Origin of the sequence: Bradyrhizobium sp. AUGA SZCCT0177 (genome assembly GCF_018130125.1) — a bacterium.
Lineage (GTDB): Bacteria > Pseudomonadota > Alphaproteobacteria > Rhizobiales > Xanthobacteraceae > Bradyrhizobium.
The window spans coordinates 122718-148507 of sequence record NZ_JAFCMA010000013.1 but is presented as its reverse complement, the minus strand read 5'-3'; the positions used below and the strand labels follow the sequence as shown (position 1 = coordinate 148507).

At 62.7% G+C, this 25790-nt stretch carries 18 protein-coding genes and 1 pseudogene; 9 read left to right on the top strand and 10 right to left on the bottom strand.

Features of this window, described 5'->3' with window-relative positions; genetic code table 11:
- Positions 1 to 71 precede the first annotated feature (71 nt).
- From JQ597_RS17350 to JQ597_RS17340, 3 genes are all read right to left on the bottom strand, one after another.
- The gene (locus JQ597_RS17350) at positions 72 to 1319 is read right to left on the bottom strand and encodes a transporter substrate-binding domain-containing protein (RefSeq protein WP_212033330.1); all 1248 of its coding nucleotides are present in this window, start codon (positions 1317 to 1319) and stop codon (positions 72 to 74) included.
- 274 nt (positions 1320 to 1593) lie between these two features.
- A complete protein-coding gene (locus tag JQ597_RS17345) occupies positions 1594 to 2202 on the bottom strand; it encodes an ANTAR domain-containing response regulator (RefSeq protein ID WP_212265462.1) in 609 nt (202 codons plus the stop codon).
- Positions 2203 to 2212: 10 nt separating this feature from the next.
- Positions 2213 to 3361, bottom strand: a complete 1149-nt coding sequence (locus JQ597_RS17340; protein WP_212265461.1) for a transporter substrate-binding domain-containing protein — start codon at positions 3359 to 3361, stop codon at positions 2213 to 2215.
- A gap of 227 nt (positions 3362 to 3588) precedes the next feature.
- Here JQ597_RS17340 and JQ597_RS17335 point away from each other — a divergent pair, with 227 nt between their 5' ends.
- From JQ597_RS17335 to JQ597_RS17325, 3 genes are all read left to right on the top strand, one after another.
- The gene (locus tag JQ597_RS17335) at positions 3589 to 4761 is read left to right on the top strand and encodes a M20 aminoacylase family protein (RefSeq protein WP_212265460.1); all 1173 of its coding nucleotides are present in this window, start codon (positions 3589 to 3591) and stop codon (positions 4759 to 4761) included.
- A gap of 98 nt (positions 4762 to 4859) precedes the next feature.
- The gene (locus tag JQ597_RS17330; RefSeq protein WP_212265459.1) at positions 4860 to 5054 is read left to right on the top strand and encodes a hypothetical protein; all 195 of its coding nucleotides are present in this window, start codon (positions 4860 to 4862) and stop codon (positions 5052 to 5054) included.
- A gap of 158 nt (positions 5055 to 5212) precedes the next feature.
- Positions 5213 to 6385 carry a M20 aminoacylase family protein gene (locus JQ597_RS17325; RefSeq protein ID WP_212265458.1) on the top strand — a complete coding sequence of 391 codons (1173 nt, stop codon included), beginning with the start codon at positions 5213 to 5215 and terminating at the stop codon, positions 6383 to 6385.
- A 244-nt stretch (positions 6386 to 6629) separates the two neighbouring features.
- On the opposite strand, the gene JQ597_RS17320 is transcribed toward JQ597_RS17325, so the two are convergent.
- The 4 genes from JQ597_RS17320 to JQ597_RS17305 form a co-directional block, all read right to left on the bottom strand.
- Positions 6630 to 8252: an inorganic phosphate transporter gene (locus JQ597_RS17320; RefSeq protein WP_212265457.1), complete on the bottom strand. Its 1623-nt coding sequence runs from the start codon at positions 8250 to 8252 to the stop codon at positions 6630 to 6632.
- Positions 8253 to 8349: 97 nt separating this feature from the next.
- Positions 8350 to 8790 carry a GNAT family N-acetyltransferase gene (locus tag JQ597_RS17315; RefSeq protein WP_212265456.1) on the bottom strand — a complete coding sequence of 147 codons (441 nt, stop codon included), beginning with the start codon at positions 8788 to 8790 and terminating at the stop codon, positions 8350 to 8352.
- Positions 8791 to 9240: 450 nt separating this feature from the next.
- The gene (locus tag JQ597_RS17310) at positions 9241 to 10677 is read right to left on the bottom strand and encodes a UdgX family uracil-DNA binding protein (RefSeq protein WP_212265455.1); all 1437 of its coding nucleotides are present in this window, start codon (positions 10675 to 10677) and stop codon (positions 9241 to 9243) included.
- Between the two features lie 130 nt (positions 10678 to 10807).
- On the bottom strand, positions 10808 to 12055 hold the full coding sequence (locus JQ597_RS17305; RefSeq protein WP_212265454.1) for a putative DNA modification/repair radical SAM protein: 1248 nt from the start codon (positions 12053 to 12055) through the stop codon (positions 10808 to 10810).
- A gap of 161 nt (positions 12056 to 12216) precedes the next feature.
- On the opposite strand from JQ597_RS17305, the gene JQ597_RS17300 reads away from it, so the two are divergent.
- From JQ597_RS17300 to JQ597_RS17280, 5 genes are all read left to right on the top strand, one after another.
- Positions 12217 to 13011 carry an ImuA family protein gene (locus tag JQ597_RS17300; protein WP_212265453.1) on the top strand — a complete coding sequence of 265 codons (795 nt, stop codon included), beginning with the start codon at positions 12217 to 12219 and terminating at the stop codon, positions 13009 to 13011.
- Positions 12902 to 14611 (top strand): Y-family DNA polymerase, encoded by a 1710-nt coding sequence (locus JQ597_RS17295; protein ID WP_409363248.1) that lies wholly within the window; start codon positions 12902 to 12904, stop codon positions 14609 to 14611. Before JQ597_RS17300 ends, JQ597_RS17295 begins: the two co-directional genes overlap by 110 nt.
- Complete coding sequence (locus JQ597_RS17290) at positions 14608 to 18063, top strand: error-prone DNA polymerase (RefSeq protein WP_212265451.1); 3456 nt, start codon at positions 14608 to 14610, stop codon at positions 18061 to 18063. Before JQ597_RS17295 ends, JQ597_RS17290 begins: the two co-directional genes overlap by 4 nt.
- A 366-nt stretch (positions 18064 to 18429) precedes the next feature.
- Positions 18430 to 19533, top strand: coding sequence for a helix-turn-helix transcriptional regulator (locus tag JQ597_RS17285; protein WP_212265450.1), 1104 nt, complete (start codon positions 18430 to 18432; stop codon positions 19531 to 19533).
- A 45-nt stretch (positions 19534 to 19578) separates the two neighbouring features.
- A complete protein-coding gene (locus JQ597_RS17280; RefSeq protein WP_212265449.1) occupies positions 19579 to 20061 on the top strand; it encodes a hypothetical protein in 483 nt (160 codons plus the stop codon).
- A 403-nt stretch (positions 20062 to 20464) separates the two neighbouring features.
- Here the strand turns inward: JQ597_RS17280 and JQ597_RS17275 are convergent.
- The 3 genes and pseudogenes from JQ597_RS17275 to JQ597_RS17265 form a co-directional block, all read right to left on the bottom strand.
- Positions 20465 to 21976: pseudogene (locus tag JQ597_RS17275) on the bottom strand (ABC-F family ATP-binding cassette domain-containing protein); the annotation flags it as partial.
- Between the two features lie 356 nt (positions 21977 to 22332).
- A complete protein-coding gene (locus JQ597_RS17270) occupies positions 22333 to 23103 on the bottom strand; it encodes an SDR family NAD(P)-dependent oxidoreductase (protein WP_212265447.1) in 771 nt (256 codons plus the stop codon).
- A gap of 827 nt (positions 23104 to 23930) precedes the next feature.
- Positions 23931 to 24218: a hypothetical protein gene (locus tag JQ597_RS17265; protein ID WP_192737386.1), complete on the bottom strand. Its 288-nt coding sequence runs from the start codon at positions 24216 to 24218 to the stop codon at positions 23931 to 23933.
- Between the two features lie 55 nt (positions 24219 to 24273).
- Between JQ597_RS17265 and JQ597_RS17260 the strand changes: the two genes are divergently transcribed.
- Entirely contained in the window at positions 24274 to 25671 is a 1398-nt protein-coding gene (locus JQ597_RS17260) for a CoA transferase (protein WP_212265446.1), read from the top strand.
- Positions 25672 to 25790: the final 119 nt, after the last annotated feature.

Sequence of the window (25790 nt, the reverse complement as noted above, 5' to 3'; positions counted from 1 at the left end):
CCAGGGCGCGTTGGGGTGGGAGGTGCGCCCCGGCTGGAATGTCTTTTCGATGTGGCCGGGCCTCCAGCTTCTTATTTCAGCTTGGCGGTTTCCAGCCCCTTCGCCGTGCAGAACAGATCGCTTTCAGTTTCACCATAGGCCGAATAGGCGAGCGGCTTGATCGGCTCCGGCCAGGCGTCGACCACCTTGCTTTGGCCGTCCGGCTGCCACTGGCCGACCCGCGGCGTCAGCCAGCAATGCAGATTGTCGGCGTCGATTTTGACCTTGCCGCCCGGCGCGTCGTAGGTCTGGCCGCGGATGCCATCGCGAATGCCGTCCGCGGTAACCTGTCCCGACTTCTCGATCGCCTGCTTCCAGAGGAAGACCTGGAAATAGGCCGCCTCCAGCGAGTGGTAGGTCACCGCTTTCGGATCCTTGGTGAACTTCCTGAAGTCTTCGATGAACTTCTTGTTGGCCGGCGTGTCGATCGACATGAAATAGGGGAACGACGTGTAGCTGCCGGCGGCGTATTCGGGGCCCATCGCCGCGATCTCGATTTCGGAAGTGACGGTCGCGCAGATCGGGATCGTCGCCTGCGAGAGACCTTGATTCTTGAACTCCCGGTAGAAGGCGATGATGGAATCGCCGACCACGTTGGAAAGCACGACGTCGGCGCCCGAATCCTTGATCTTCTTGACCATGCTCGCCCATTCGGAATGGCCGAGTTCGAGATATTCGTCGCCGGTCCATTGCGCGCCGGCGGCCTCGATCAGCTTCTTGCTGACTTTGGCCATCTCGCGCGGATAGACGTAGTCCGATCCGACGATGAAGAACTTCTTCTTGCCGAGCGTCTTGGCGATCCACGGAATATACTTGCCGAGCTGCTGGTTCGGTACCGCGCCGGAATAGACGACGTTGCGCGAACACTCGAACCCCTCGTAATGGGTCTGATAGAACAGCATGGCGTTTCGCCGTTCGAAGATCGGCAGCACCGCCTTGCGGCTGGCCGAGGTGTGGCAGCCGAACACGGTTGCCACGCGATCCTGAATGACGAGCTTGGAAGCTTTTTCGTTGAAGGTTTTTGGATCGGAGGCGCCGTCCTCGACGATGACTTCGACCTTCCGGCCGAGGACGCCGCCTGCCGCGTTGATCTCGGATACGGCCATCTGCACCGCGCTCGCCAGCAGCTTCTCGACGATCGACAGGCCGCCGGTCTGCGAGTAGAGCGCGCCCACCTTGATCGGGTCGGCTGCAAAGGCCTGCCTGATCACAGAAGGCGATGCGATCGCGGCCGAGGTGATCGCCGCCGTCTTTAAAAAGTCACGTCTGTTGAAGGACATCTTGTTCCCCTGGTTGGTGCGAAGCTTCGGGCACTGCTGAAATCAATCAGCGTGATGACTGGTTTGGAAAGACGCTGACGTCTCTGTCAGCCGGCAACAAAAAACCCGCAGGACCGGGTCAACGGTCTGCGGGCAACTCTGCCACCTGCGGTTCGGAGAACATTCCGCCGCTACGTCAAGACGTGGCCTCGTTGTGAGGGGACGTCCTGACGGCGCCCATGAGGGGCACTATCAACGTCAATATGCTAATCTGCTCTCGCAATCATTTGCAAGCCTAATCTGCTTGCGCTCTGCTGCGTAACATATCTTCGGACCTGATGATCAGATTGGCAACCTCGTCCACCGGAACGCGGCTCGCCATCGCTCGATTTCGTATCTCGTGATAGGCCTCAGCCTCGCTGAGCCTGCTGCTCGACATCAGGATCGCTTTTGCCTTTGCCATTCTTTGATCGCCAAGCAGTCGGCGCTTGTACTTGCGCGCTTGCTTGCTGAGCGCCTGTTGCTGCAGCCAGAGATTTCGCGCGATCGCCAGGTTTGTCAGCAGCCCGAACGGTTTCAGCGGCCGCTCGATGACGGCCAGCGCCCCGCTTTCGAGAACGATCTGCAGCGTCGATGGATTCTCGTAAGAGACGATCGCCAGGATGGTCGGCGCCGGCTGCGCGATGGATTTGAGCAGCCGTTCGGTTTCGGGGCGCGTCTCGTCGTCGATCGAAAGAAACAGCACATCGGTATGCGCAGGCAGTTCGGTAGGGACGGGCCAGCGGCAATTCACGGTACATCCGATCCGCCGCAGATGATCGACCAGAAACTCTCCCTCAGTGTCCAAAGGGTGGATGACGAGAACGTTGAGGTCCCGCAGATCTTTCAATAGCGCGACGGACACGGGCTCTCCGCTACATTCGCACGGGCTGCGGCACGGGTTCGGATGAACCCAGCCGATGCTCCAGCATGAAAGGATCAGGCTGAACCCGGGCGGTGGGTTCGTGCACGATTTCGTATTCGCCACGCGCATTGACCTTGGCAACGCGGGGCCACAGATGCGTATGGTTGTTCAGCCGTTCGATCTTCACTTTTCCCTGCGGGGCCTCGAATTCCACCTCATAGAGCGCCGGCAGCAGTTCGCTGTAGCGATCGCTGCCCGCCCGTTCCAGCGCTGCGGCATAGAGGAACACCTGAAAATACGCGGCTTCCGCCGGCGCAGTCACCGGCGTATCCGGTCCGCTAGCCTCGCGGCAGGCCCGGACGAAGGCCTGCGCATGCGCACTGCCGAGCGTCGAGAAGAAGGGGGCGGCGGTGATATGCCCGCGGATCACCTCCGGCGCCATCTGGACGAGATCGGCCTCACTCGTTGACAGGCTTGCGACCGGCGTTTTGGACATGTCGAGGCCGGACTGAACCAGTGCGTTGAAACACGGGATGATGCCGGCGCCGACGATGGTCGAATAGATGACATCCGGCTTGCTTGCCTTGACGCGCTGGATGATCTTTTCGATATGAAGCGGCGTCAATTCCAGCGGCACGTAAAGCTCGTCGAGGACCTCGCCGCCGGCCTGAAGAAACAGATCGGCAATGATGCGATTTGATTCGTAAGGGTAAACGTAGTTCGAGCCCACCAGAAAGACCCGGCGACCGTAATTGTTGGTGAGATAGTCGACGAGCTGGACCGAGTTCTGGTTGGGAGAGGCGCCGGTGTAAATGCAATTGCGCGAATATTCGAAGCCTTCATACAGCGTGGGATAGAACAGCAGGGCGCCGCGCGCTTCAATGATGGGGAGCGCCGCCTTGCGCGTACTGGACATGTGGCAGCCGAAGATCATGCGGACGTGATCTTCATCGCACAGCCTGACAGCCAGCTCGCGGTATTGCTGCGGGACCGAGCCGGGGTCGTAGCAAATCGGCTCGATCGGCTTGCCGCGCACGCCGCCGGCGGCATTGATCTGCTGGATCGCCAGCAGGGTCGCCGCGCGCTGCGTTCTCTCGATCGCAGCGGTAACGCCGGTTTCGGAAAACAAAACGCCTACTCGCCAGCTGCCTGCGTCCATTGCCACCATTCCAAAAAACAAAAAGCTCCCGCCCGTTGCCGGTCGAGAGCTACCCTGCTCATGAGGTACGGCCAAACCTGCCGCTACGACGGCCAATCATGCCGTCGCGAGGAGCTTAGCGAGTTCAGGTCGGGCTGGCAACGCCAGTTTGCCGAGGGGATGTTTGGGTGGTTCGCGTCTTGCATGCTACAGAGGCACAAACGTTCAACCAGAAAACGATCAGTTCCATGCCCATTGTCAACCGCGTCGCCGATCTGCAACCCGATATCCAGGCATGGCGCCGCGATATCCATCAACACCCCGAGTTGTTGTACGAGGTGCACCGCACGGCGGCGCTGGTGGCGGACCGGTTGCGGGAATTCGGCTGCGACGAGGTGGTCACCGGTATTGGCCGCACCGGCGTGGTCGGCGTCATCAAGGGCAATAGGCCCGCCGGCAAGGGTGAGGTGAAGGTGATCGGGCTGCGCGCCGACATGGATGCGCTGCCGATCGAGGAAGCGACCAACCTGCCTTATGCTTCGAAGAACCCGGGCTTGATGCACGCCTGCGGCCATGACGGCCACACCGCCATGCTGCTCGGGGCGGCGCGCTATCTTGCCGAGACGCGCAATTTTGCCGGCGATGCGGTCGTGATCTTCCAGCCGGCGGAAGAAGGCGGCGCGGGGGCCGTTGCGATGATCGAGGACGGGCTGATGGACCGTTTCGGCATCGAGCAGGTCTACGGCATGCATAACGGTCCGGGCATTCCGGTCGGCAGCTTCGCCATTCGCCCCGGTCCGATCATGGCCGGAGGTGACGCTGTCGCCATCCGGATCGAGGGGCGGGGCGGGCATGCCGCGCGTCCGCACAAATGCATCGACTCCGTGCTGGTCGGCGCGCAGCTGATCAATGCGCTGCAGTCGATCGTGTCGCGCAGCGTCGATCCGCTGGAATCGGCGGTCATTTCGATCTGCGAATTTCACGCCGGCAATGCCCGCAACGTGATCCCGCAAACCGCTGAACTGGCCGGCACCGTCCGGACCCTGGACGCCGAAGTGCGGAAACTGGTGGAAAAGCGCGTGCGCGAGGTCGTCGCCGGGGTGGCGCAGATCACGGGCGCGAAGATCGACCTGACCTACAACCGCGGCTACCCGGTGACGGTCAACCATGTCCCGCAGACCGACGTCGCGGTCCGGGCCGCCCGGGAAATCGCCGGCGACGCCAATGTCAACGAGATGCCGCCGCTGATGGCCGGTGAGGATTTCGCCTTCATGCTGGAGCAGCGGCCGGGCGCGCTGATCTTCTGCGGCAACGGCGACAGCGCGGGGCTGCATCACCCCGAATACAATTTCAACGACGAGGCCCTCGTGTTCGGCACCTCGTACTGGATCAAGCTGGTCGAGAACACGCTGGCGGCGTGAGGCCGTTCACGGGCATTTCAACGAGGTCGGCTTGACGGCCGGTCGCCGCGTGGCCAGCTTTATGTTGTGCCTTCCGCAAGGTACATTGGAGCCTGCCAATGAGCGCCAACGCGACCTTCGCATTGCTGATGATCGGAACGGTCATTTCGATCTACCTTGCCGGCCGACTGGCCGAGCGTCGCGGACGCAGCTTCAAGGTTTGGGCGTGGATTGCTGCGTTCATCGGGCCGCTGGCACTCCCTCTGGTGTTCCTGTTTCCGAACCTGCACCGCAGGAATGGTGGCCCGGTCTAAGGACCGCCGGCGCGCAAAGCGTTAAGATGGCAAGCCCGCCCGGGCTCCCCCTTTGGCAAGCGCCCCGGATGGATAGGGCCTCTGCGGTAGGGTGCTGGGTGGAGCGCGTCTTGCATGCTAGACAGGCAAGCGTTCAACCCGGAAGCAGAGAATTTGCAATGCCCATCGTCAACCGCGTCGCCGACCTCCAACCCGATATACAGGCCTGGCGCCGCGATATCCATCAACACCCCGAATTGCTCTATGACGTGCACCGCACTGCGGCATTCGTCGCGGATCGCTTGCGCGAATTCGGCTGCGACGAGGTCGCGACCGGCCTCGGCCGCACCGGCGTGGTTGGCGTCATCAAGGGCAAGAAGCCTGCCGGCAAGGGCGACATCAAGGTGATCGGGCTGCGCGCCGACATGGACGCGCTGCCGATCGAGGAGGCGACCAACCTGCCTTATGCCTCCAAGAATCCCGGCAAGATGCATGCCTGCGGCCATGACGGCCACACCGCGATGCTGTTAGGGGCCGCCCGCTATCTCGCCGAGACCCGCAATTTCGCCGGCGATGCGGTCGTGATCTTCCAGCCCGCCGAAGAGGGTGGCGCGGGCGCCGACGCCATGATCAAGGACGGCCTGATGGACCGTTTCGGCATCGAGCAGGTCTATGGCATGCATAATGGTCCGGGCATTCCGGTCGGCAGTTTCGCCATTCGCCCCGGCCCGATCATGGCGGCGACCGATGAGCTCGACATCAAGATCACCGGGCTTGGCGGCCACGCGGCACGGCCGCATATCTGCATCGATTCCGTACTGGTCGGCGCGCAGGTGGTCACCGCGCTGCAGTCGATCGTGTCGCGCAGCATCGATCCGCTGGAGTCGGCGGTGATTTCGGTCTGCGAGTTCCAGGCCGGCAACGCCCGCAACGTGATCCCGCAAACCGCCGAATTACGCGGCACGATCCGGACGTTGACGCCGGAAGTTCGCGCATTGGTCGAGAAGCGGGTGACCGAGGTGGTCGCCGGCGTCGCGCAGATCACCGGCGCCAAGATCGACCTTACCTACAAGCGTGGCTATCCCGTCACGGTGAACCATGCTTCGCAAACCGACTTCGCCACGCGGATCGCCAGAGAAATCGCCGGCGAGGCCAATGTGCACGAGACCCCGCCGCTGATGGGCGCGGAGGACTTTTCCTACATGCTGGAAGCCCGGCCGGGCGCGTTCATCTTCTGCGGCAATGGCGACACCGCGGGCCTGCATCACCCCGAATATAATTTCAACGACGAGGCGATCGTCCACGGCACGTCGTACTGGATCAAGCTGGTGGAGAACGCGCTGCCGGCGTGAGGCAAGCGCAGGCCAAACGTCTCTTACACTTCTACGGCAACTTGAGAGAACGCCTGCATGTTCATGCAGGCGTTCTTTTATTTGGCGTGCGATACGCGCGCTATCGTCGCTGGCTCAAACCGCTTTAGCGGCCTAGACCCAACCCGGAGCGACCAGCGTTATTCGAGGCTCACGCAAAAAAGCCCGTGCGGTGGCGCGGGCCTTTCTGTTGCATTGCAGCGGAAGAGACCGCCGCAGTCTCTCGTCAGAAAATGTAAGAGAACAGCACGTAGAGGCTCGCCGACAGCATGATCGCGCAGGGCAGCGTCAGCACCCAGGCCATCAAGAGGTTGCGGATGGTGGCTAGCTGCAGGCCGGATCCGTTGGCCGCCATGGTTCCGGCGACACCCGACGACAGCACGTGGGTGGTCGAGACCGGCAGGCCGAAAATATCGGCGGCGCCGATGGTACCGGCGGCAACGAGCTCGGCGGAGGCGCCCTGCGCGTAGGTCAGGTGCGTCTTGCCGATCTTCTCGCCGACGGTGATGACGATGCGCTTCCAGCCGATCATGGTGCCGAGGCCGAGTGCGATCGCGACCGCGATCTTGACCCAGGTCGGGATGAACTTGGTGGCGCTGTCGAGCGAGGCCTTGTAGGCGTTGAGGGTGGCGACCTCGTCCTTCTTGAGGTCGTTTTCCTTGTCCTTCATCAAAAAGCGGATCGCTTCCGAGGTCAGGTACATGTCGTTACGGGTGTTGCCGACGGCTTCAGCCGGCACCTTGTTGAGCGTGCCGTATTTCTGCACCTGGTCGCCGACGTCCTTCACCAGCACGGCCAGCGATGGATAGGTGCCTTCGCTGATCTTGCGCGCGGCGACATATTGCGTCACCGCCGGGCGGGGATCGCCGATGATGCTGTGGCCAGCGCCCTTGGCAGCGATCACCTTGGAAGCTGCCTCGGAGGTCTTCTGGAACTGCACCACCTGCGATTCCGGCAGCGCGCGGTTCAGCGCGTAGGCGGTCGGCACGGTGCCGATCAGGATCAGCATGATCAGGCCCATGCCCTTCTGACCGTCGTTCGAACCATGGGCGAAGCTGACGCCGGTGCAGGTGGCGATCAGGATGCTGCGGATCCACAGCGGCGGCGGCTTGTTGGCTTCGGGCGCGGCGTACAGCGCCGGGTTGCGCACGACGAACTTCAGGACCAGCAGCAGGATAGCGGCCATGCAGAAGCCGAACAGCGGCGACAGCAGCAGCGCGTAGCCGATTTCGGTCGCCTTGGTCCAATCGACGCCCGAGGTGCCGTCGCGGCCGCGCATCAGCGCGTTGGCGATGCCGACGCCGATGATCGAGCCGATCAGGGTGTGCGAAGAGGAAGCCGGCAGGCCCAGATACCAGGTGCCGAGATTCCACACGATCGCGGCGATCAGCAGCGCGAACACCATCGCAAAGCCGGCGCCGCTCCCGACCTGCAGGATCAGTTCGACCGGCAGCAGCGAGACGATGCCGAACGCGACCGCGCCCGATGACAGCAGCACGCCGAGGAAGTTGAAGAAGCCCGACCACATCACGGCAAATTCGGCCGGCAGCGAGTGGGTGTAGATCACGGTCGCGACCGCATTGGCGGTGTCGTGGAAGCCGTTGACGAACTCGAAGCCGAGCGCGATCACGAGCGCGACCAGCAGCAGGATATAGGGCAGATAGGTCGTCACCTTGGCGCCGGTGGCTTCGACGTCGACATAGATGCTGTACATCACGAACAGGAACCCGGCCGCGAGAATGCCGAAGAACAGGATCATCGTGAGCGGGTTGAACCCCTTGTCGAGATTGGGCCTGGAAGCCGGCTGGATCGGTGCTCCCATCGATGAATTGAGTGTCATATCAGTCATGGCAAACCCCCTGAAATACTAACGGCGGTTAATCTTTTGACCGATGGAGTTGAAGGTTAGATGACAGGGGCGGCGTCCACGCGTGCGTGCCGGTATGTCAGGGGCGCGCCACCCATTCCCCTCGGAGCATGGACATCAGGCGCATCGACCGGAAGGCTCCGTCGGGGTTCCGGTGCAGATCGCGAACCACGCCTTCCTCGACAAACCCGGTTTTGAGGTAAGTCCGGTAGGCCCGTTCATTCTCAACGAATACAAAGAGTTCGACGCGATGCGCCGCCAGATCTTCGAAGCAGATCTGCAGGACCGATCGCAGCAGGCCCGATCCGACGCCGCAGCCGGGGGTTCCAACCGCGATGCGCCTGAGCCGAACGCATTGGTTGGCGCTTCCGATGCCTTGTAAAATGGCAAATCCGGCAATCTCCGTTCCGTCGCAGGCCACCAGATATCGGGAAGACGGGTTTTCGATTTCAGCGGCGTGCTGTTCGGTCTCCCATCGGCCGATCAGACGCACATAGCCTTCCACGCGTTCGATGCGCATGATGGCGGGATGTCAGATTTACGCGCGGTTTGAATCTGCATGGCGGCAGTTTGGCGTTGCCGCGCCTGCCGGGCAATGCCAAGGCAAGAAGCCGCGAGGGGCGATCGCCGCAAGGGATGATGGCCAAGGGATGATGGCCAAGAGATGATGACCAAGACAGGTCGCGCGCTGCACGGCACCGGGGCTAGAGGAAACCGCACAGCGCGCCGACCCCATGGGAACGTCATGGCGTGAACAGGACGCCCCAACCCCTCCCCAAGAGAATGAGATAGTATCATCGATCAATTGAAGGTTGTACATTTATTTGTCAGTTTTCGAGGGGGCGGTAACGGGAATTTGCGGTTCCCCAATTGCCAGTTCCGATTGAATCGGAACTGGCAATTGATTCTTGGTTTGACGCGTTTTCTTGACGCGAACCGGTATCCACTTCGCTTTGGGATGCGCGAAAATTCAGGCAGCGTGCGCCGATTTTCGCAGCAAGGCTGCCGCGATTTTGAGATCGGCCACGAAGCGCTGATACTCTTGCGCCTTGGCGTCGGCGTCCGGCAGCCGCAGCAAATAGGACGGATGCACGGTGACAAGAGCCGTCGCGCCGTCCTCGAGATCAATCAGGCGTCCGCGGCTTTTGTTAACAGGCGTGATTTTGCCGAACACGCTCTGCGCTGCGGTAGCACCCATCGCCACAACCAAGACAGGCTTGATGGCGGCGCGTTCGCGTTCGTACCATTGCCGGCAAGCCTTGATCTCAGCTGTGTTCGGCTTCTGGTGCAGGCGGATTTTCCCGCGCGGCACAAACTTGAAATGCTTCACGGCATTGGTGACGTAGACTTTTGAACGGTCGATGCCGGCCTCATCCAGTGCACGATCCAGCATTTGGCCGGCCGGTCCGACGAACGGCTTGCCCGCGAGGTCTTCCTTGTCGCCGGGCTGTTCGCCGACCAGCATGACCTGGGCATTCTGTGGGCCTTCGCCGAACACGGTCTGGGTGGCGTCCTTCCAGAGCGGGCAGGCGCGGCAATCGGCGGCTTCTTCCCGCAGCATTTCGATGTCGTCGGCTGCCTGTTTGCGTTTCATCGGCGGTTCCTGCCGCTTCTGCGATTTATGCGGTTCGCTCGCCGCATGCGCGATCATGGCGCTGGCGGTGCGTTCGGCACTCTCGATCAGAGGCTTAATCAACGAGGCCTCCGGCAGGTTCCGCCAATATCGCTTCGGCATTTCGGTTTGCATGGCCTTCACCTTCAGCCGGGCGGGATTGAAGATGCTGGCATAGTAACGCCGCCAGGTTTCCTCCAACCGATCTTCGGTCGGCGCCTCGGCCTTAGCTACCCCCGGCGTGATCGAAACGGCATGGCCATCCCAATGCGCGCAGACGTCAGGCGTCAGGATCGACCAGGGCATGTCGGCAAAGCGCCGGGCGAAGAACGGCGCGGCCAGCTCCACGATATGATGCTCCGGCTCGAACCAGGCGACGAAATGCGATTTCTGCTCGCGGCCGATTTCACGGAAGCGCACAAAGGCGTGCATCTTGTGCTCGTCGCGGTGCACGGCCTTTGCCATCGCCGCGACCTCCGCCACGTCAGGATCGGTCGCAACGACAAGCAGGTCGTGGTTGCCGCGTAGCCGCCACAGCAGGCGATAGAGGATGGCAAAGCGTTCGCTATTGCGATGCAGGATCGCGGCTTTCACCAGCTCGACGAATTTGGCCGGGACGTTGAAAGTCGCATTTGGCGGGTCGGGCAGTGGGGTGGTCGATTCAAACAATTCGGGCGCGTCACCTTGCACACGCCATGTCACGTCGGCCGGGCTTACATCATTCAGCACCAGCGTCCGTGCCGCCTTACGCCAGCCGTCAAAATCGGTTTCGCCGTCGAGGGTGATGTGGTGCATGTCTCTCCTCCTCGTCATTGCCTGCGACAAACGCGAAGCGTTTGCGCAAGGGAGCGAAGCGACGAAGCAATCCATTCCTCCGCTTGTGGCGCTATGGATTGCTTCGCTTCGCTCGCAATGACGACTGTGGTCAAAACCCAAACCCCAATTGCGTCGCCTTCGGCCTGAATCGTTCCGCCAGCTTCGCCCCGTCGAGCAGATGCGGCTGCGGGCGGTGATCGCTGAGAACGATGAACGGCAGCGCCTTATTCCTCGGGATGTGCAGCCGGGCGAGATCGGCCGCACGGATCGATGTGACGCGGCGCGTGGCGATGATGCGATCGACGGCCTTGCGGCCGAATCCGGGCACGCGCAGCAGGTCCTCGCGGCTGGCCCGGTTCACATCGAGCGGAAACCGGTCGCGGTGCCGCAATGCCCAGGCGAGTTTTGGATCGATATCGAGCGGCAGCATGCCGGCGGCTTCGTCGACGATCTCGCCGACGTCGAAACCATAAAACCGCATCAACCAGTCGGCCTGATAGAGCCGGTGCTCGCGGACCAGCGGAGGAGCGGCCAGCGGCAACGCGCGGCTGGCATCCGGGATCGGGCTGAAGGCGGAATAATAGACGCGTTTGAGTTTGTAGGAGCCATAGAGATTGGCGCTGGTATGGAGAATGGTTTTGTCGTCGGCCGCATCCGCGCCGATGATCATCTGCGTGCTCTGGCCGGCCGGAGCGAAGAGCGGCGGCTTTGCCTTTGTTACGGTCTTGTTGTTGTTATTGTTGTCCTGCGCTTCATCGAGCTTGAGCCGCAATCGGCCCATGGTGCGGCGGATCGCGCGCACGTCTTTTTCCGGCGCGAGTTTGGCAAGGCTGGCTTCCTCGGGCACTTCGATGTTGATGCTGAGCCGGTCGGCATATCTGCCGGCCTCGGTGATTAGCGCATCATCGGCTTCCGGAATGGTTTTCAGATGAATGTAGCCGCGGAAGTGATGCTCCTCGCGCAGTTTTCTCGCGACAGAAACGACCTGTTCCATGGTGTAGTCGGCGCTGCGGATGATGCCGGAGGAGAGAAACAGGCCTTCGATGTAATTGCGGCGATAGAAGTCGATCGTCAGCTTCACCACCTCGTCGACGGTGAAGCGCGCCCGCGGCACATTGCTGGAGGTGCGGTTGACGCAATAAAGGCAATCGTAGTTGCAGGCATTGGTGAGCAGGACTTTGAGCAGCGAGATGCAGCGGCCGTCCGGCGCGTAGGAATGGCAGATGCCCATGCCGGGCGAGGTCGAGCCGAGGCCCTTGCCGTCGCTGGAATCCCGCTTCTCGGTGCCGCTGGAGGCGCAGGAAGCGTCGTATTTGGCGGCATCGGCCAGGATTTCCAGCTTGCGTTGCACGTCCATCCTTGAATCCCTTTGATTCCGCTTATGAATCGCCTGAGTAGTAATCCCGATTGACTCTGCCGGGCCTGTTAGCTTTATATTAGAACATATCATGAACAAATGAACCAGCAGCGGGTTCATTTCAAAACCAGCAATGGCCCACAATTTCCAAGGAGCGGCGCATGACCGGCGCGCGCATGAGCACGCTTGCAAGTTTGCGCGGCCGCATCGAGCGCATCGAGGCGGGCGCGGATACGCATGCGCTTCACAAAGTGGCGCTCGGCCATGCCGAGGCCGATGCGACGCTGTGCGGCGGCCTTGCCCGCGCCGCGGTGCATGAAGTCTTCGCCGAAGGACATCAGGGTGCGGCGGCGACGGGATTCATCGCGGGCCTTGCGGGACGGGTGACATCGCGCCGGCCGCTGGTCTGGGTGCGGCAGGATTTTTCGGAAATCGAATCCGGCGCGCTGTCGATGAGCGGGCTCGCCGAACTCGGCCTCGATCCGCGGCTGCTGGTAACCGTGCGCGCCGCCGATGCCGACGCGGCGCTACGGACCGCCGCCGACGCGCTGGCCTGCGATGCGCTGGGCGCCGTGGTGCTGGAAGTCTGGGGCGAGCCGCGCCAGCTCGATCTCGTCGCCAGCCGCAAACTGACTTTGGCAGCGCAGGCTTCCGGCGTCACCGCATTGCTGTTGCGGCTGGCGGCGACGCCGCAGCCCTCGACCGCGGAGACAAGGTGGATCGTGCGCGCGGCGCATTCGCCGCCATCAGCACCCTGGCATGCGTGGGGCGCGCCGGTGTTCGACGCCGAGCTCGTTCGTAACCGTCATGGCCCGGTTGGGCGGTGGATCATGGAATGGAAATGTGATGAGTGCCTTTTCAGCGAACCGGCGGCGAATCCTCAGCCTCTGGCTGCCACGCCTGCCCATCGACCGCATCAAGCGGCAGCTTACGCAGGGCAGCGCAGAGCGGGTTGAAATCTCTTACGGCACGGGCAGTGCGCCCTCTCTCCCGCTTGCGGGGAAGGGTCGGGGTGGGGGTGTCTCCGCGAGTCATGCTGTTCGTGTGTCCCCGCAAGCGGGAGAGGTGCCAGCCCCCACCGTCGTCGTCGCCAAGCAAAACAACGCGCTGCAGATCTATGCGCTCGATGATCTCGCGGCGCGCTCCGGCCTCGAGATCGGCCTGCCGCTCGCCAATGCCCGCGCCATCTGTCCGGAATTGACGGTGTTCGATGCCGATCCGGTTGCGGACGCCAAGACGCTTGGCGATATCGCCGACTGGTGCGATCGCTTCACGCCGCTGGTGGCGCTCGATCCCCCGCACGGGCTGTATCTCGACATCACCGGCTGCGCCCATCTGTTCGGCGGCGAGCGCGCGCTGCTGCAGACCCTGTGCGGCGCGCTGACCCGCAGAGGCTTTGTCGTCAGCGCTGATATCGCCGGCACCTCGATCTGCGCCCGTACGATGACGCGCCATGCGTCGGGGAAAATCATTGCCGATGGCGAGGAGGCCGACGCCGTCGGCCCGCTGCCGGTCTCGGCGCTCGGCGCCGATAGTGCGATCACCAGCGGCCTGCGCCGCGCCGGACTGAAAACCATCGGCGACGTCGCCGCGCGCGCCCGCCACGAGATCACGGCGCGATTTGGCGCCGGCTTCACGACTTTGCTCGAACACTCGCTGGGGCAGGGCGATGCGCCGATCAGCCCGCGAAAACCCTTGCCGGATTACATCGTCGAAAAACGCTTTCCCGAACCTGTTGCCACCGACACCGTGATCGCGATCAACCTGTCCTCGCTCGCAGGCATGCTGGTCACCGCGATGGACAAGCAAGGCAAGGGCGCGCGGCGGTTGGAGGCGAGTTTCTTCCGCACCGACGGCGCGGTGCGCAACATTACGGTCGATACCGGTCGTCCGGTGACCAGGCCTGAGGTGATCGACCGGCTGTTTCGCGAGCGGCTCGATGCCTTGAACGATCCGCTCGATCCCGGCTTCGGCTTTGACCTGATACGCCTGTCCGCCAGCCGCACCGAAATCGTGGTGCAGCAGCAGCGCGATCTCGACGCCAATGTCCATGACAATGACGAACTGGCCGCCCTGATCGACCGCATCGCGGCGCGGATCGGGGGAAAGCGCGTCGTCGTGCATCTGCCGCAGGACACCCATATCCCGGAACGCGCGGTGCTGGCGGTATCGGCGCAGCATCATCTGGCGGCCGCGACGCAAGCCGCCTGGCCTGATCGTATCGCGAGCGAGCCGCCATTGCGGCCGCTGCGGCTGTTCGAAAGACCTGAGCCCATCAACGTGCCGTTTGCATCCGTGCCCGACGGGCCGCCGCATCAATTTACCTGGCGGCGCGTCACCCATGCGGTGGTGCGGGTGGAAGGTCCCGAACGTATCGCGATGGAATGGTGGAAGCAGAATGGCGAGGCGCTGACGCGGGATTATTTCCGGATCGAGGACGCGGAAGGGCTGCGGTTCTGGATCTACCGCGACGGGCTTTATGAGGGCGAACTCAAAAGCGACGAGGAGGGTGAACCCGTTCTGCCCAAATGGTTCGTGCACGGGCTGTTCGCATGAATACGCCTGCCTATGCCGAAATCGGCATCACCACGAATTTCTCCTTCCTGCGCGGCGGATCCGATCCGCGCGCCTATGTGCAGGAGGCGAGCCGGCTTGGTATTCCCGTGATCGGGATCGCCGATCACAACACGCTGGCCGGCGTGGTGCGCGCCTGGAAGGAGCTCGACAACCCGGAACTTCTGCACAAGCCAAAGCTTCTGATCGGTTCGCGCCTCGTCTTCATGGACGGCACGCCGGATATTCTTGTCTATCCGCGCGACCGTGCCGCCTATGGCCGGCTATGCCAGCTGCTTACCCGCGGCAAGCGCGGCGGCGATACCGAGCGGATCGCCAAGGGCGAGTGTCATCTGAAACTGGATGACCTCCTGGAATTTTCCGAAGGCCAGCTCTTGGTGCTGACGCTGCCGCATCGCTTCGACTCGGCCGGCGCCTTAAAAATCCTGGACCGCCTGAAGGATAGCCGCGCCGACGGCGTGTGGCTGGCCGCAAGCCTCCTGTACCGCGGCGACGACCGCCGCCGGCTGGCGCGGCTGCATCTGATCTCGCTGACATCAAAGGTGCCGCTGCTGGCGACCAACGAGGTGCTGTACCACGATGCCGCGCGCCGCCCGCTGCAGGACGTGCTGACCTGCATCCGCGAAAAGACGACCATCGAGGCCGTCGGCAAGCGGCTCGAGGCCAATGCGGAACGCTATCTCAAGCCGCCGCACGAAATGGCGCGGCTGTTTCGCGATCTGCCGGACGCGATCGCCGAGACCATGCGCTTTGCCGGCCGTATCAATTTCTCGCTCGATCAACTCAAATATCAATATCCGGACGAGCCGGTGCCGCCGGGCAAGACCGCGCAGCAGCATCTGGAAGATCTGACATGGCAGGGTGTTATCAGCTATTTTGGTGGAGAGATCGATGACACGCTTCGCGCCACCTTGCACAAGGAACTGGCGCTGATCGCCGAGCTCAACTACGCGCATTATTTTCTCACCGTGCACGACATCGTCCATTATGCGCGCAGCCAGAACATCCTTTGCCAGGGCAGGGGATCGGCGGCGAACTCGGCGGTCTGCTATGTGCTTGGCATCACCTCGGTCGATCCGACCAAGGTCGATTTGCTGTTCGAACGTTTCATTTCCAAGGAACGGTTGGAGCCGCCCGACATCGACGTCGACTTCGAGCACTCGCGCCGCGAAGAGGTGATGCAGTATGTCTACCGGCGCTACGGCCGCCACCGCGCCGCGATCATTGCCACCGTGATCCATTACCGGCCGCGCAGCGCGATCCGCGATGTCGGCAAGGCGCTGGGGCTGACGGAGGACGTCACCGCGGCGCTGGCCGATACGGTGTGGGGCAGCTGGGGCAAGGGCCTCAACGAGATGCAGGTCCGGCAGGCCGGGCTCGACCCTGCGAATACGATGATCGAGCTCGCGGTGGCGCTTGCGGCCGAACTGATCGAATTCCCCCGGCATTTGTCGCAGCATGTCGGCGGCTATGTGCTGACGCAGGACCGGCTCGATACTTACGTGCCGATCGGCAACGCCGCGATGGACGACCGCACCTTCATCGAATGGGACAAGGACGACGTCGACGCCCTGCACATGATGAAGGTCGACGTGCTGGCGCTGGGCATGCTGACCTGCATCCGCAAATGCTTTGATCTCATCGCCGATCACAAGGGTAAGCGATACGAGCTGGCCGATATCAAGTCGAAGGACGACGACGCAGTTTATCAAATGCTGCAGCGGGGTGAATCGCTCGGCGTATTCCAGGTCGAAAGCCGCGCCCAGATGAACATGCTGCCGCGTTTAAAACCGCGGACCTTCTACGACCTCGTCATCGAGGTCGCGATCGTGCGGCCCGGCCCGATCCAGGGCGACATGGTGCATCCCTATCTCAAGCGCCGAAAAATGCGGCCTGAGGATATCGAATATCCCTATCCGAAGGGCGGCAAGAAGGACGAGCTGCGCAACGTGCTGCACAAGACGTTGGGCGTACCCTTGTTCCAGGAGCAGGCGATGCGTATCGCGATCGAGGCGGCGGAATTTACCTCCGAAGAAGCGAACGGATTGCGCCGCGCCATGGCAACGTTCCGCAATCTCGGAACCATCGGCAAGTTCGAAGCCAAGATGGTCGGCAACATGATCCGCCGCGGCTACGATCCCGAGTTCGCCAATAATTGCTTCAACCAGATCAAGGGTTTTGGCTCTTACGGTTTTCCGGAAAGCCATGCCGCGAGTTTTGCGCAGCTCGTCTATGTCTCGTCATGGCTCAAGCATTACCATCCCGACGCGTTCTGCTGCGGGCTCTTGAACTCGCAGCCGATGGGCTTTTATGCGCCTGCGCAGATCGTCGGCGACGCCCGCAAGAACGGCGTCGAGGTGCGCGGGATCGACGTGTCACGCAGCTTTGCGCAGAACACGCTGGAACAGGGCGAAGGGAAATATTGCGCCGTGCGGCTCGGGTTCCGGCAGATCGATGGTTTCAAATGGGCCGATCCGGATGAGGAGGGATTGAAGGCCCTCCAGTCGTCATTCCGGGGCGTCGCGTCAGCGACGAACCCGGAATCCATTGTACCGCATCCGCGTAGCAAGATGGATTCCGGGCTCGCGCTACGCGCGCCCCGGAATGATGGTGGGACCGACGACTGGGCCGACCGCATCATTGCCGCCCGAACGCGCCGTCCCTTCACCTCGCTGGAAGAGTTCGCCCGCGACACCGCACTTCCAAAACGCGCGCTGATCCTGCTGGCGGATGCCGATGCGTTCCGTTCGCTCGGGCTCGATCGCCGCGCCGCGCTGTGGGCGGTGCGCCGGCTGCCCGACGATGTGCCGCTGCCGCTGTTCGAGATAGCGGTGGCGCGCGAGCAGCCGGACGAAAACGCCAAACCGCTGCCTGACATGCCGCTGCCGGAGCAGGTGGTCGCCGACTACCAGACCATCCGGCTGTCGCTGAAGGGCCATCCGATGGAATTTTTGCGCGCGAAGTTTTCAAAGGAGCGCATCGTGCCTTGCGAACATATCGCGCATCGCAACGACCGGCGTCATGTCCGCTGCGCCGGCGTGGTGCTGGTGCGGCAGCGTCCGGGCAGCGCCAAGGGCGTCGTCTTCATGACGCTGGAGGATGAAACCGGGATCGCCAACATCGTGGTGTGGCCGGCGGTGATGGAAAAGTACCGCAAGGAAGTGATGGGCGCGCGCCTGATCCTGGTCGAGGGCTACATCCAGAGCAGTCCGGAACACGTGACGCATCTGGTCGCGCAGCGGCTGTTCGACCGCTCGCACGATCTGATCGGTCTGGCCAACGATGCACTCAGCCGCAAGCATCCGGTGCCGGCGGGCCCTGCGCTGATCGAGCCGCTCAACGACGACCGCCGCGACCACCCCGAGACATCGGCGCAAAAGATCCGCCATCCGCGCAACGTCCGCATCCTGCCGCCGTCGCGGGATTTTCACTGAGGTGCGGAGCCATGACACGCCTAAAAACGACACGCCTTAAAACGGCACGCCTTAAAACGGCATGCCGCAAGAATGAAATGGCCGCTGGAGGTGAATCCAGCGGCCGCCCGGGAAGAACAAAATTGATTGTTTAAGAATCCTCTAGCCCCCGGTGACCTTAATTTTAGCCGACGCGATGCGATGCTTCGAGTCAAAATTGGCCGACCTGCTGCAGAAGCGCTGGTAACGTTACCTGCCGGTCTCACCCAAATGGGGGTGGCGTTGGAGGGTTCCTTGTCGGAACCTGCAGCAGCGCAGAATCGGGTCGGTGGAACTCTCTTGCACGCCGGTTTCGAAGCGCGTGGCGGAAGTGGCATAGGCTGACCAATGGGGACGAAGGTGGACGTTGGCCGGTTGCAGTCGATCAGCAGCCGGCTGGGCGATGCAGTGATCGATCCTGCGATGTGGCCTGCCTTGATGCAGGACATTTGCAGCGCCAGCAACTCAGCGGCGGCATGCCTGCTTCAAAGCGACGTCCGGACGCCCGACGTGCCGATGACGGAGTCCGGGCGGGAATTTTTCAAATCCTATTTCGACAATCGCTTCCACGAAAACGACATCCGCGCGGCGCGCGGCGTGCCGTTGTTGCTCGCGGGCCGTCAGATCGTCAGCGACCAGGACATCTTCACCTCCGAAACGGAAATGCTTCGCGATCCCCTGTATGCGCATGCGAACAATTTCGGGCTACGCTGGTTTGCGGTTATCGGATTTTTTGCAGGGTCCGCGTTGTGGGGTTTTTCCATCCAACGTACGATCGGTGAGGGAGCTTTTGACGAATCCGAAAAGGCGGCGCTCGCCGGCCTGTCCCAGCGATTGACGGAGACCGCCACGCTTTCCACTGCTGTCGGAAGGGGCGTGCTGTCCGGCATCACCAATGCACTGGCCTTCATCAAGCGCGCCGCGATCGCGCTCGACCGGTTCGGATCGGTCATCGACATCAATCCGTCTGCGGAAGCCGCCCTTGGCGGCGATATAAGGATCATCGGGCAGCGCCTCGTCATATCAGACAGGCGGGCCCAATCGACCTTCAATAATTTCCTCGACCGGCTGAGAACCGCCTCCGACGTCGATGCGCTCGGCGTCGCGCCCATCGTGGTCCGCCGCGCCGGCAAGCCGCCGATCGTCGTCCGTGTGCTGCCGGTCGACGGCGCGGCGCGCAGTCCGTTTCTCGGGGCCCGCGCCATTCTCATCCTCTCCGGCTTCGATGAAGGCGAGGCCGAACAGTTGGCGATGCTGCGCCAGGCCTTCCGCCTGACGCCATCGGAAGCGCGCATTACCCTGTGTCTGGCCGGCGGCAAGTCGCTGGAAGAAGTCGCGCAGGAAATGGCAATAGCGCATGAAACCGCACGGTCGCATCTGAAGGCAATCTTCCGCAAGACCGAGACCCACCGGCAAGGCGAGCTGATTGCGCTGGTCAGCCGCCTGCGATAAGGCGTTGACCACACGCCGCCTGCGAAAAGGCCGAATGGGGGTTTCATGATGGCTCGATTGGCCGCGCCGGCCATGCTGGTTCTGATCGCCACCACCTTGGCCGCGTATGCCCAGCCCGCTGACAAGCGAACATGGCGGCTCCGGACCGTGGATGGCCAATCCATGCTGTCCTACGGCACCGACAACGCCGAAGACACCCCGATCACGTTCCGTTGCAAACCGGGCCAGGGCGTCGTGAAGGTCTTCATCAACGAGACCGGCGCCGGCGTGAAGCCGCGCCAGGCGATGTCGGCGTCGCTGATCGCCGGGAGCGTCACCGCGAAACTGCAAGGGCGGACGCTTGTGAACGAGGAAGCCGGCACGCCGAGCTTCGATGGCTCGCTTCCGGGCAGCGATCCGCTGTTCCCGGCGCTGCGGCAGGCGAAGTCGCTGGTGATGGTGGTGGGACCTTCGCGCCAGCAGGTCCCGCTTCGCGAACTCGGCGAGAAGGCGGACAAGTTCGAAGGCCTGTGCCGGAAGCGCGCGTGAAAAAGGCCGCCAGGCGAGGCGGCCTCATTCGTGACCGGTGGAACTTGGCGGCCCGTCGCCGCCGAGACCAAAATCGTGCGCAAATCGAGAAGTGTTAGTGGTAGGTGCCGAGCGTCGGCCGGGTCCAGATGTCCTGCATGATCCATCCGCCAACGGCACGCTCCGCAAACATCTTCGCAAGCCTGGAGTCCATCGCGCCGCCCACCACGATCTCGAGCTGCGCATCGTCGATCAGGGCCGACTGGTTGTTGCGATCTGAGTTCCTGGACTTGGTCATTGTCGTCTCCCGTTTTCCCTGCAGCGGGACCATTCCCGCCATCCCTGATGACAGGGATACGACGCGTGCCGGGGCGCCACCGTGACGCGTGTCACACAGCAAACGGGCTGTCTCGCGGCGCAAACTGACCGCTGCAAACAGCCCTTCCGGTTCCTCCAGTTCGACCAACTTCTTCTTTTCGATCAACCAGAAACGATTGCCCACCGTCCGCACGAAGTTGCGGTCATGTGACACCAGCAGGCAGCTTGCCTGATGCACCATCAGTTCAGCCTCCAGGGCTTCCTGCCCCTCGATATCCAGATGATTGGTGGGTTCATCGAGCAGATAAAAGTTTGGCTGGGCAAGCCGCAGCAACAGCATGCCCAGACGCGCCTTCTGTCCGCCGGAAAGCAGGCCGATCGGACGTCCCTGCATCTCGATCGAGAGGCCGGCACCCGCGAGCAACGTGCGCGCACGCTGATCGCCGACATCGAAGCGGCGGATGATCGTGTGTGTCGGAGTGTCGGCATCAGCAAGACCGGCAAGAGCCTGATCGCAATAGCCGAGAACGAGCGACTGCGTGGCCTTGATGCCGGCGTGCACCCCGTCTCGATTTTCGATTGCCGCGCGCAGCATGGCGACGAACCGGGTCTTGCCTGCCCCGTTCAATCCCAGCAACACGATCCGGTCTCCCTTGCAGATGAACTGCTTGCCGGTCCGAAACAGCAGCCTGCCATCCGGCGTCTCGACCGTGGCGTCGTCCAGCGTCACCATCACCTTGGCGTGGGTTCCGCGATTGGCAAGCCTGATTGTGCCTGCGGATCGTTCGAGATGCGCGGGCTTTGCTGCATCTTCCAGTTTTTCGGCCCGCTGCTTCAACTGCCTGGTTTTTGACAACAGCAGGTCGCTGCCGGAATTGATGCCGATGTTGTTGAGCTTCGCAGCCTGCTGGCGCAGCTGTTGGGCAGTCTTGAGGTCATGCTGGTAGCGCCGCTCGTCGGAAGCGTCCACTTCGCGGAGTGCGGCGCGTGCCCGTGTATACGGCAATGAAAACAGCTGCGACTGCTCCGGCCGCAGGAACAGCGTCCGGTTCGTGGTCGCATCGAGAAAGGCGCGGTCGTGGCTGGATATGACGACGGGCATCTCGCGCGGCAGCGCGTTCAGCCAGTTTTCAAGCTGGCTGATCCTGGTGAGGTCGAGATGGTTGGTCGGCTCGTCGAGCAGCAGCACGTCGGCCTCCGTCATCAGCACGCGCGCAAGCATGGCAAGCCGCTGCCAGCCGCCGCTCAACTGTTTCAGCGGCCTCTGCCGCAACGCCTCGGGCACCCAAAGCGATTCCAGGGCAACATCGACCCGCCAGCGTTCGCTGTGGCGTTGTTCGGCGGAGAGCGCCTCGAGCACGGCTGCATAGAGGGGGGTCTCCATCAGAGCTTCCGGCACGTTCTGCTCGACACAGCCCACCGTCAGCCCGCGCGATCGGGTGATCTCGCCCTCGCTCGCTTCCATGGTGCCGGCCATGCAGCGCAGCAGGGTGGATTTGCCGCGACCGTTGGCAGCGACCAGCCCGATCCGGTCGCCGGGATTGACGACGAGGTTCAGCCGGGAAAACAGCGGCGCGCTCAGCGTCACGCCGAGATTGCGGATCGTAATAAGCGTCATGATCGTTCTCTGGTCTTGCCGGCGATCACGATATCCGGGGCACGCAGCCATCGTCGGATGTCGGTGTCAAAGCGCGGCGATGAATGAGAATGCAGGCGCGAGCGTTAGGAACGCGCAACGCCGCATGGCCACGAAGGGCAGACCAGGAAGAAGTTCAGAAGTCTCTGGTCAGCCCTGCAAACGCATTTGCAGGGCGTTGACCGGGCCACGCTGGCGATAGTGCCGGAAGAACGTCATCATCGCGCGGCCCTCCTTTCTCGGTTGAGTGACGTCAAAATAACGCGCTCCGCACAGGAGAGCAAGTCTCGTCGAGTCAATCGTCAAGTCAATCCCGGCAACTGGCGACGGGTAACGTATCAGAAATTCACCCGGTTCGAGATCGCGCCGTCGACGATCAGGTTCGACCCCGTCGTGAAGGAAGACGCCGGGCTTGCGAGGAACACGGCGGCATTGGCGATTTCCTGCGGCGTCGCCATGCGGCCGGTCGGGTTACGCGTTAGCGCGTCCTGATAGCGCTTCGGCATGTTCTGCTCGATCAAGTTCCAGACGCCGCCCTTGAAATAGACCGTGCCCGGCGACACCACGTTGACGCGGATTTTCTTCGAGGCGTATTGCCGCGCCAGGCCCTTGGCCATGTGGACCAGCGCCGCCTTGATCGGACCGTAAGAGCTGGCGTTGTCGGCCTGTGCCGCCGAAACCGACGAAATGATCACAAAGGCGGCGTCGCCGCTCTTCTCGCCGCTCGCTTCGAGGAACGGCCGCGCGGATTCGAATGCATTGACGGCGCCCAGCACGTCGAGCCGGAAATTCTGCTCCCAGGATGCGGGATCGCCGCCTTGCGCCATGGCGCCGGCATTGGAGAACAGCATGTCGATGCCGCCGAGTTCTGCAGCTGCGCCGCCGATCCATGATTTCAGCGCCGCCGCGTCGGTGATATCGACGGAAGCGCCGGTGGCCTTGACGCCCCGCGCTTTCAGTTCCATAACGGCGCTTGCGACCTGATCGGCGTTGCGCGCGCAAACCGCGACATTGCCGCCTTCGCCGGCCAGCGTGTCGGCAATCGCCCGCCCAATGCCGCGCGTGCCGCCAAGTATGACGGCGTTTCTTCCCTTCAAGCCCAGATCCATTTTGTTTTTCCTTTGTTGTCTCGCGGGCACTGTAGCAGAACCGCAGGGCAGGCAAAGCGATCCTCACGCAAGGCGCAATGTCTCACAGCGTCCATGCCTTTTCGGGGGCCTCGGACCGCGACAAAAACGGCCCGACGGGCAAATCAGTTCTGATTTACGGAATTCGTGTCAAGCCCCAAGATAAAAAATATTTCTGTTTACCAGAAGGAAAATCAGAGATATGTGTTTGGCCATCCCGTCCTACTCAGAGGGCGTCGGCCGTCGTCACGGACGTTGGACGGGTTGCGATGGACGCTGGTTTGCGCTGAGACGACGGCGCGGACGGGCGTACGGCAAAACCGTGTGGTCCTGGCGCCCGTTGCTGGCGTCAAGCTGTCGGAGACAGCGCAAGCGGGAACGGCAGCGACGGAGTCAACCAAGAACTCGTCTCCGGGGAGATCACGGCATAAGCCGTAAAGCCATTGCGCAGGGAAGGCCGGGTGTTCACCGCTGCCCTGTATGCTCGTGTGCAGCCTACTTAGTGCAAATCGCACACGGGACCGCGGGTGCAGCGCGCACCCGGTCTTCCCTGCGCCCTCTTATTGAGAGGGCGAGGAAACTTCTGGCAAAGCTCGGGCGCAACGCGTCGCGAGATCGCGAAACTGCGCTTAGACCACGGTGCAACAACAAACACCGCCGTCGTCCCGGCCTTGAGCTCAGATGTGCAATTGCACATCGGGGGACCCATACGCCGCGGCCCATCGGTGAGAACTCTGGCGTTAGCGACCTTCTGCAACAACGAGCGTCACGGCGTATGGGTCCCGGCGTTCGCCGGGACGACAGCGAGGCTACTCCGGCGCCGCGCCGACCGGCGGCCCACCTGGCGGCCGGTGCAGGAAGGTGATCGTCGCATAGGCGCCGACCCACGAGCCGACCGCGGCAAACGCCACATAGACCCAGTTCTCGGTGTAGCTGATGACGGCGTAGGACGAGAGCAGATACCAGATGCTGCTCCAGGTCGCCGCCGGCACGCGCTTGCGCGCCACCACCGCCGAGGTGAACATGACATAGACCGCATCGGTGGCGGCGGTTGCGAGCAGGACCGCACCGGCGGTCAGGGGTTCGACGGCGGCCATTGCAACTCCTCTAAAAATTAGACACAGCTTTTGAAAGGCCAGGAAAGCGACGCTCATGAAAAGCATAAGAGAAATTCTCGGCGATATCTGGACCTCGGCCGGCGGCGAAGCTTCCGCGCTCGACACCATCAAGCTGACCGGCGAAGAGCCGCAGCTGCCGTCGTCATTTCGCGTCGCCGCCGCCGCGCAGGCCAGCGTCGCCGCAACGGGGCTTGCTGCCGCCGGGATATGGAAATTGCGCAGCGGGCAATCGCAGGACGTTACCGTCGACATGCGTCACGCCGTGGTCGAATGCCGTTCCGAGCGTTACCTGCGCGTTGACGACAAGCCGCCGCCGCCGGCCTGGGACGCGATCGCCGGCGTCTACCAGACGCGCGACGCGCGCTTCGTGCGGCTGCATACCAATTTCCCGCATCACCGCGACGCCGTCTGCAAGGTGCTGAACTGCAAGCCGGAGCGCGACGAGGTCCAGGCCGCGCTGATGCAATGGGATGGCGAGGCGTTCGAGACCGCGGCCTATGCCGCTGGCGGCGTGGTGTCGATGATGCGTTCGTACGACGAATGGTCGGTAACGCCGCACGCCAGGGCGCTTGCCGGATTGCCGCTGATCACAATCGAGAAGATCGGCGACGCCGCGCCAAAACCGTGGCCGAAGGGCGATCGGCCGCTCGCCGGCCTTCGCGTGCTCGATCTGTCGCGCGTGATCGCGGGTCCCGTCGCGGGTCGCACGCTCGCTGCCCACGGCGCCGACGTGCTGTTGATCTCAGGTCCAAATCTGCCGGCGATTCCCTGGCTTACGATCGATACCGGGCGCGGCAAGCTGACGAGCTTTGTCGAACTCAAGAGCGAACAAGGCCGCGCGGTGTTTCGCGATCTGGTGGCGCAGGCCGATATTATCTCACAAGGCTACCGGCCGCTTGCGATCGCCGGCCTCGGCTTCGCACCGGAAGAGGCGGCCCGTATTAGTCCGGGGATCGTCTATGTGACGCTGTCGGCCTATGGTCATGCCGGCCCTTGGGCGGAGCGCCGCGGTTTCGACTCGCTGGTGCAGACGTCCACGGGCTTCAACCATGCCGAAGGGCAGGCGGCGGGCGTCGACGGGCCGAAAGAGCTGCCGGCGCAGATGCTGGACCACGCCACCGGTTACCTCATGGCGTTCGGCGCCATGATGGCCAAGGCGCGGCAGTCGCGCGAAGGCGGCAGCTGGCACGTTCGGGTGTCGCTGGCGCAGACCGGTCGGTGGCTGTGGAATCTCGGTCGCGTCGCCGATGGCTTCAAGACCGGGGATTTGAAGGGGGAAACCGTGATGCCTTTTATCGAGGAGGTGGCTTCCGGCTTTGGTGCACTGCGGTCGGTCCGGCACTCGGCGCTCCTGTCGAAAACCCCGGCGTTCTGGGCCCGCCCGGCGATGCCGCTTGGCAGCCACCCGCCGCAATGGCCGGCACGCGAGTAGGTATTTTCAGCCGCCGTTCAGGCAGACCTCTCCAAAAATTAACGGCCGTGCTCGTTTTTTAGCTTGTTTGGAACTCCGATTAGGCACTATTAGCGGGTGAGGCAAATTGTCGCCATTGC

Excerpts from the sequence above, each read along its gene's own strand:
- JQ597_RS17350 (WP_212033330.1), bottom strand. The coding sequence starts at position 1,319 with ATGTCCTTCAACAGACGTGACTTTTTAAAGACGGCGGCGATCACCTCG.
- JQ597_RS17340 (WP_212265461.1), bottom strand. The coding sequence starts at position 3,361 with ATGGACGCAGGCAGCTGGCGAGTAGGCGTTTTGTTTTCCGAAACCGGC.
- JQ597_RS17335 (WP_212265460.1), top strand. The coding sequence starts at position 3,589 with ATGCCCATTGTCAACCGCGTCGCCGATCTGCAACCCGATATCCAGGCA.
- JQ597_RS17330 (WP_212265459.1), top strand. The coding sequence starts at position 4,860 with ATGAGCGCCAACGCGACCTTCGCATTGCTGATGATCGGAACGGTCATT.
- JQ597_RS17325 (WP_212265458.1), top strand. The coding sequence starts at position 5,213 with ATGCCCATCGTCAACCGCGTCGCCGACCTCCAACCCGATATACAGGCC.
- JQ597_RS17320 (WP_212265457.1), bottom strand. The coding sequence starts at position 8,252 with ATGACTGATATGACACTCAATTCATCGATGGGAGCACCGATCCAGCCG.
- JQ597_RS17315 (WP_212265456.1), bottom strand. The coding sequence starts at position 8,790 with ATGCGCATCGAACGCGTGGAAGGCTATGTGCGTCTGATCGGCCGATGG.
- JQ597_RS17310 (WP_212265455.1), bottom strand. The coding sequence starts at position 10,677 with ATGCACCACATCACCCTCGACGGCGAAACCGATTTTGACGGCTGGCGT.
- JQ597_RS17305 (WP_212265454.1), bottom strand. The coding sequence starts at position 12,055 with ATGGACGTGCAACGCAAGCTGGAAATCCTGGCCGATGCCGCCAAATAC.
- JQ597_RS17300 (WP_212265453.1), top strand. The coding sequence starts at position 12,217 with ATGACCGGCGCGCGCATGAGCACGCTTGCAAGTTTGCGCGGCCGCATC.
- JQ597_RS17295 (WP_409363248.1), top strand. The coding sequence starts at position 12,902 with ATGAGTGCCTTTTCAGCGAACCGGCGGCGAATCCTCAGCCTCTGGCTG.
- JQ597_RS17290 (WP_212265451.1), top strand. The coding sequence starts at position 14,608 with ATGAATACGCCTGCCTATGCCGAAATCGGCATCACCACGAATTTCTCC.
- JQ597_RS17285 (WP_212265450.1), top strand. The coding sequence starts at position 18,430 with ATGGGGACGAAGGTGGACGTTGGCCGGTTGCAGTCGATCAGCAGCCGG.
- JQ597_RS17280 (WP_212265449.1), top strand. The coding sequence starts at position 19,579 with ATGATGGCTCGATTGGCCGCGCCGGCCATGCTGGTTCTGATCGCCACC.
- JQ597_RS17270 (WP_212265447.1), bottom strand. The coding sequence starts at position 23,103 with ATGGATCTGGGCTTGAAGGGAAGAAACGCCGTCATACTTGGCGGCACG.
- JQ597_RS17265 (WP_192737386.1), bottom strand. The coding sequence starts at position 24,218 with ATGGCCGCCGTCGAACCCCTGACCGCCGGTGCGGTCCTGCTCGCAACC.
- JQ597_RS17260 (WP_212265446.1), top strand. The coding sequence starts at position 24,274 with ATGAAAAGCATAAGAGAAATTCTCGGCGATATCTGGACCTCGGCCGGC.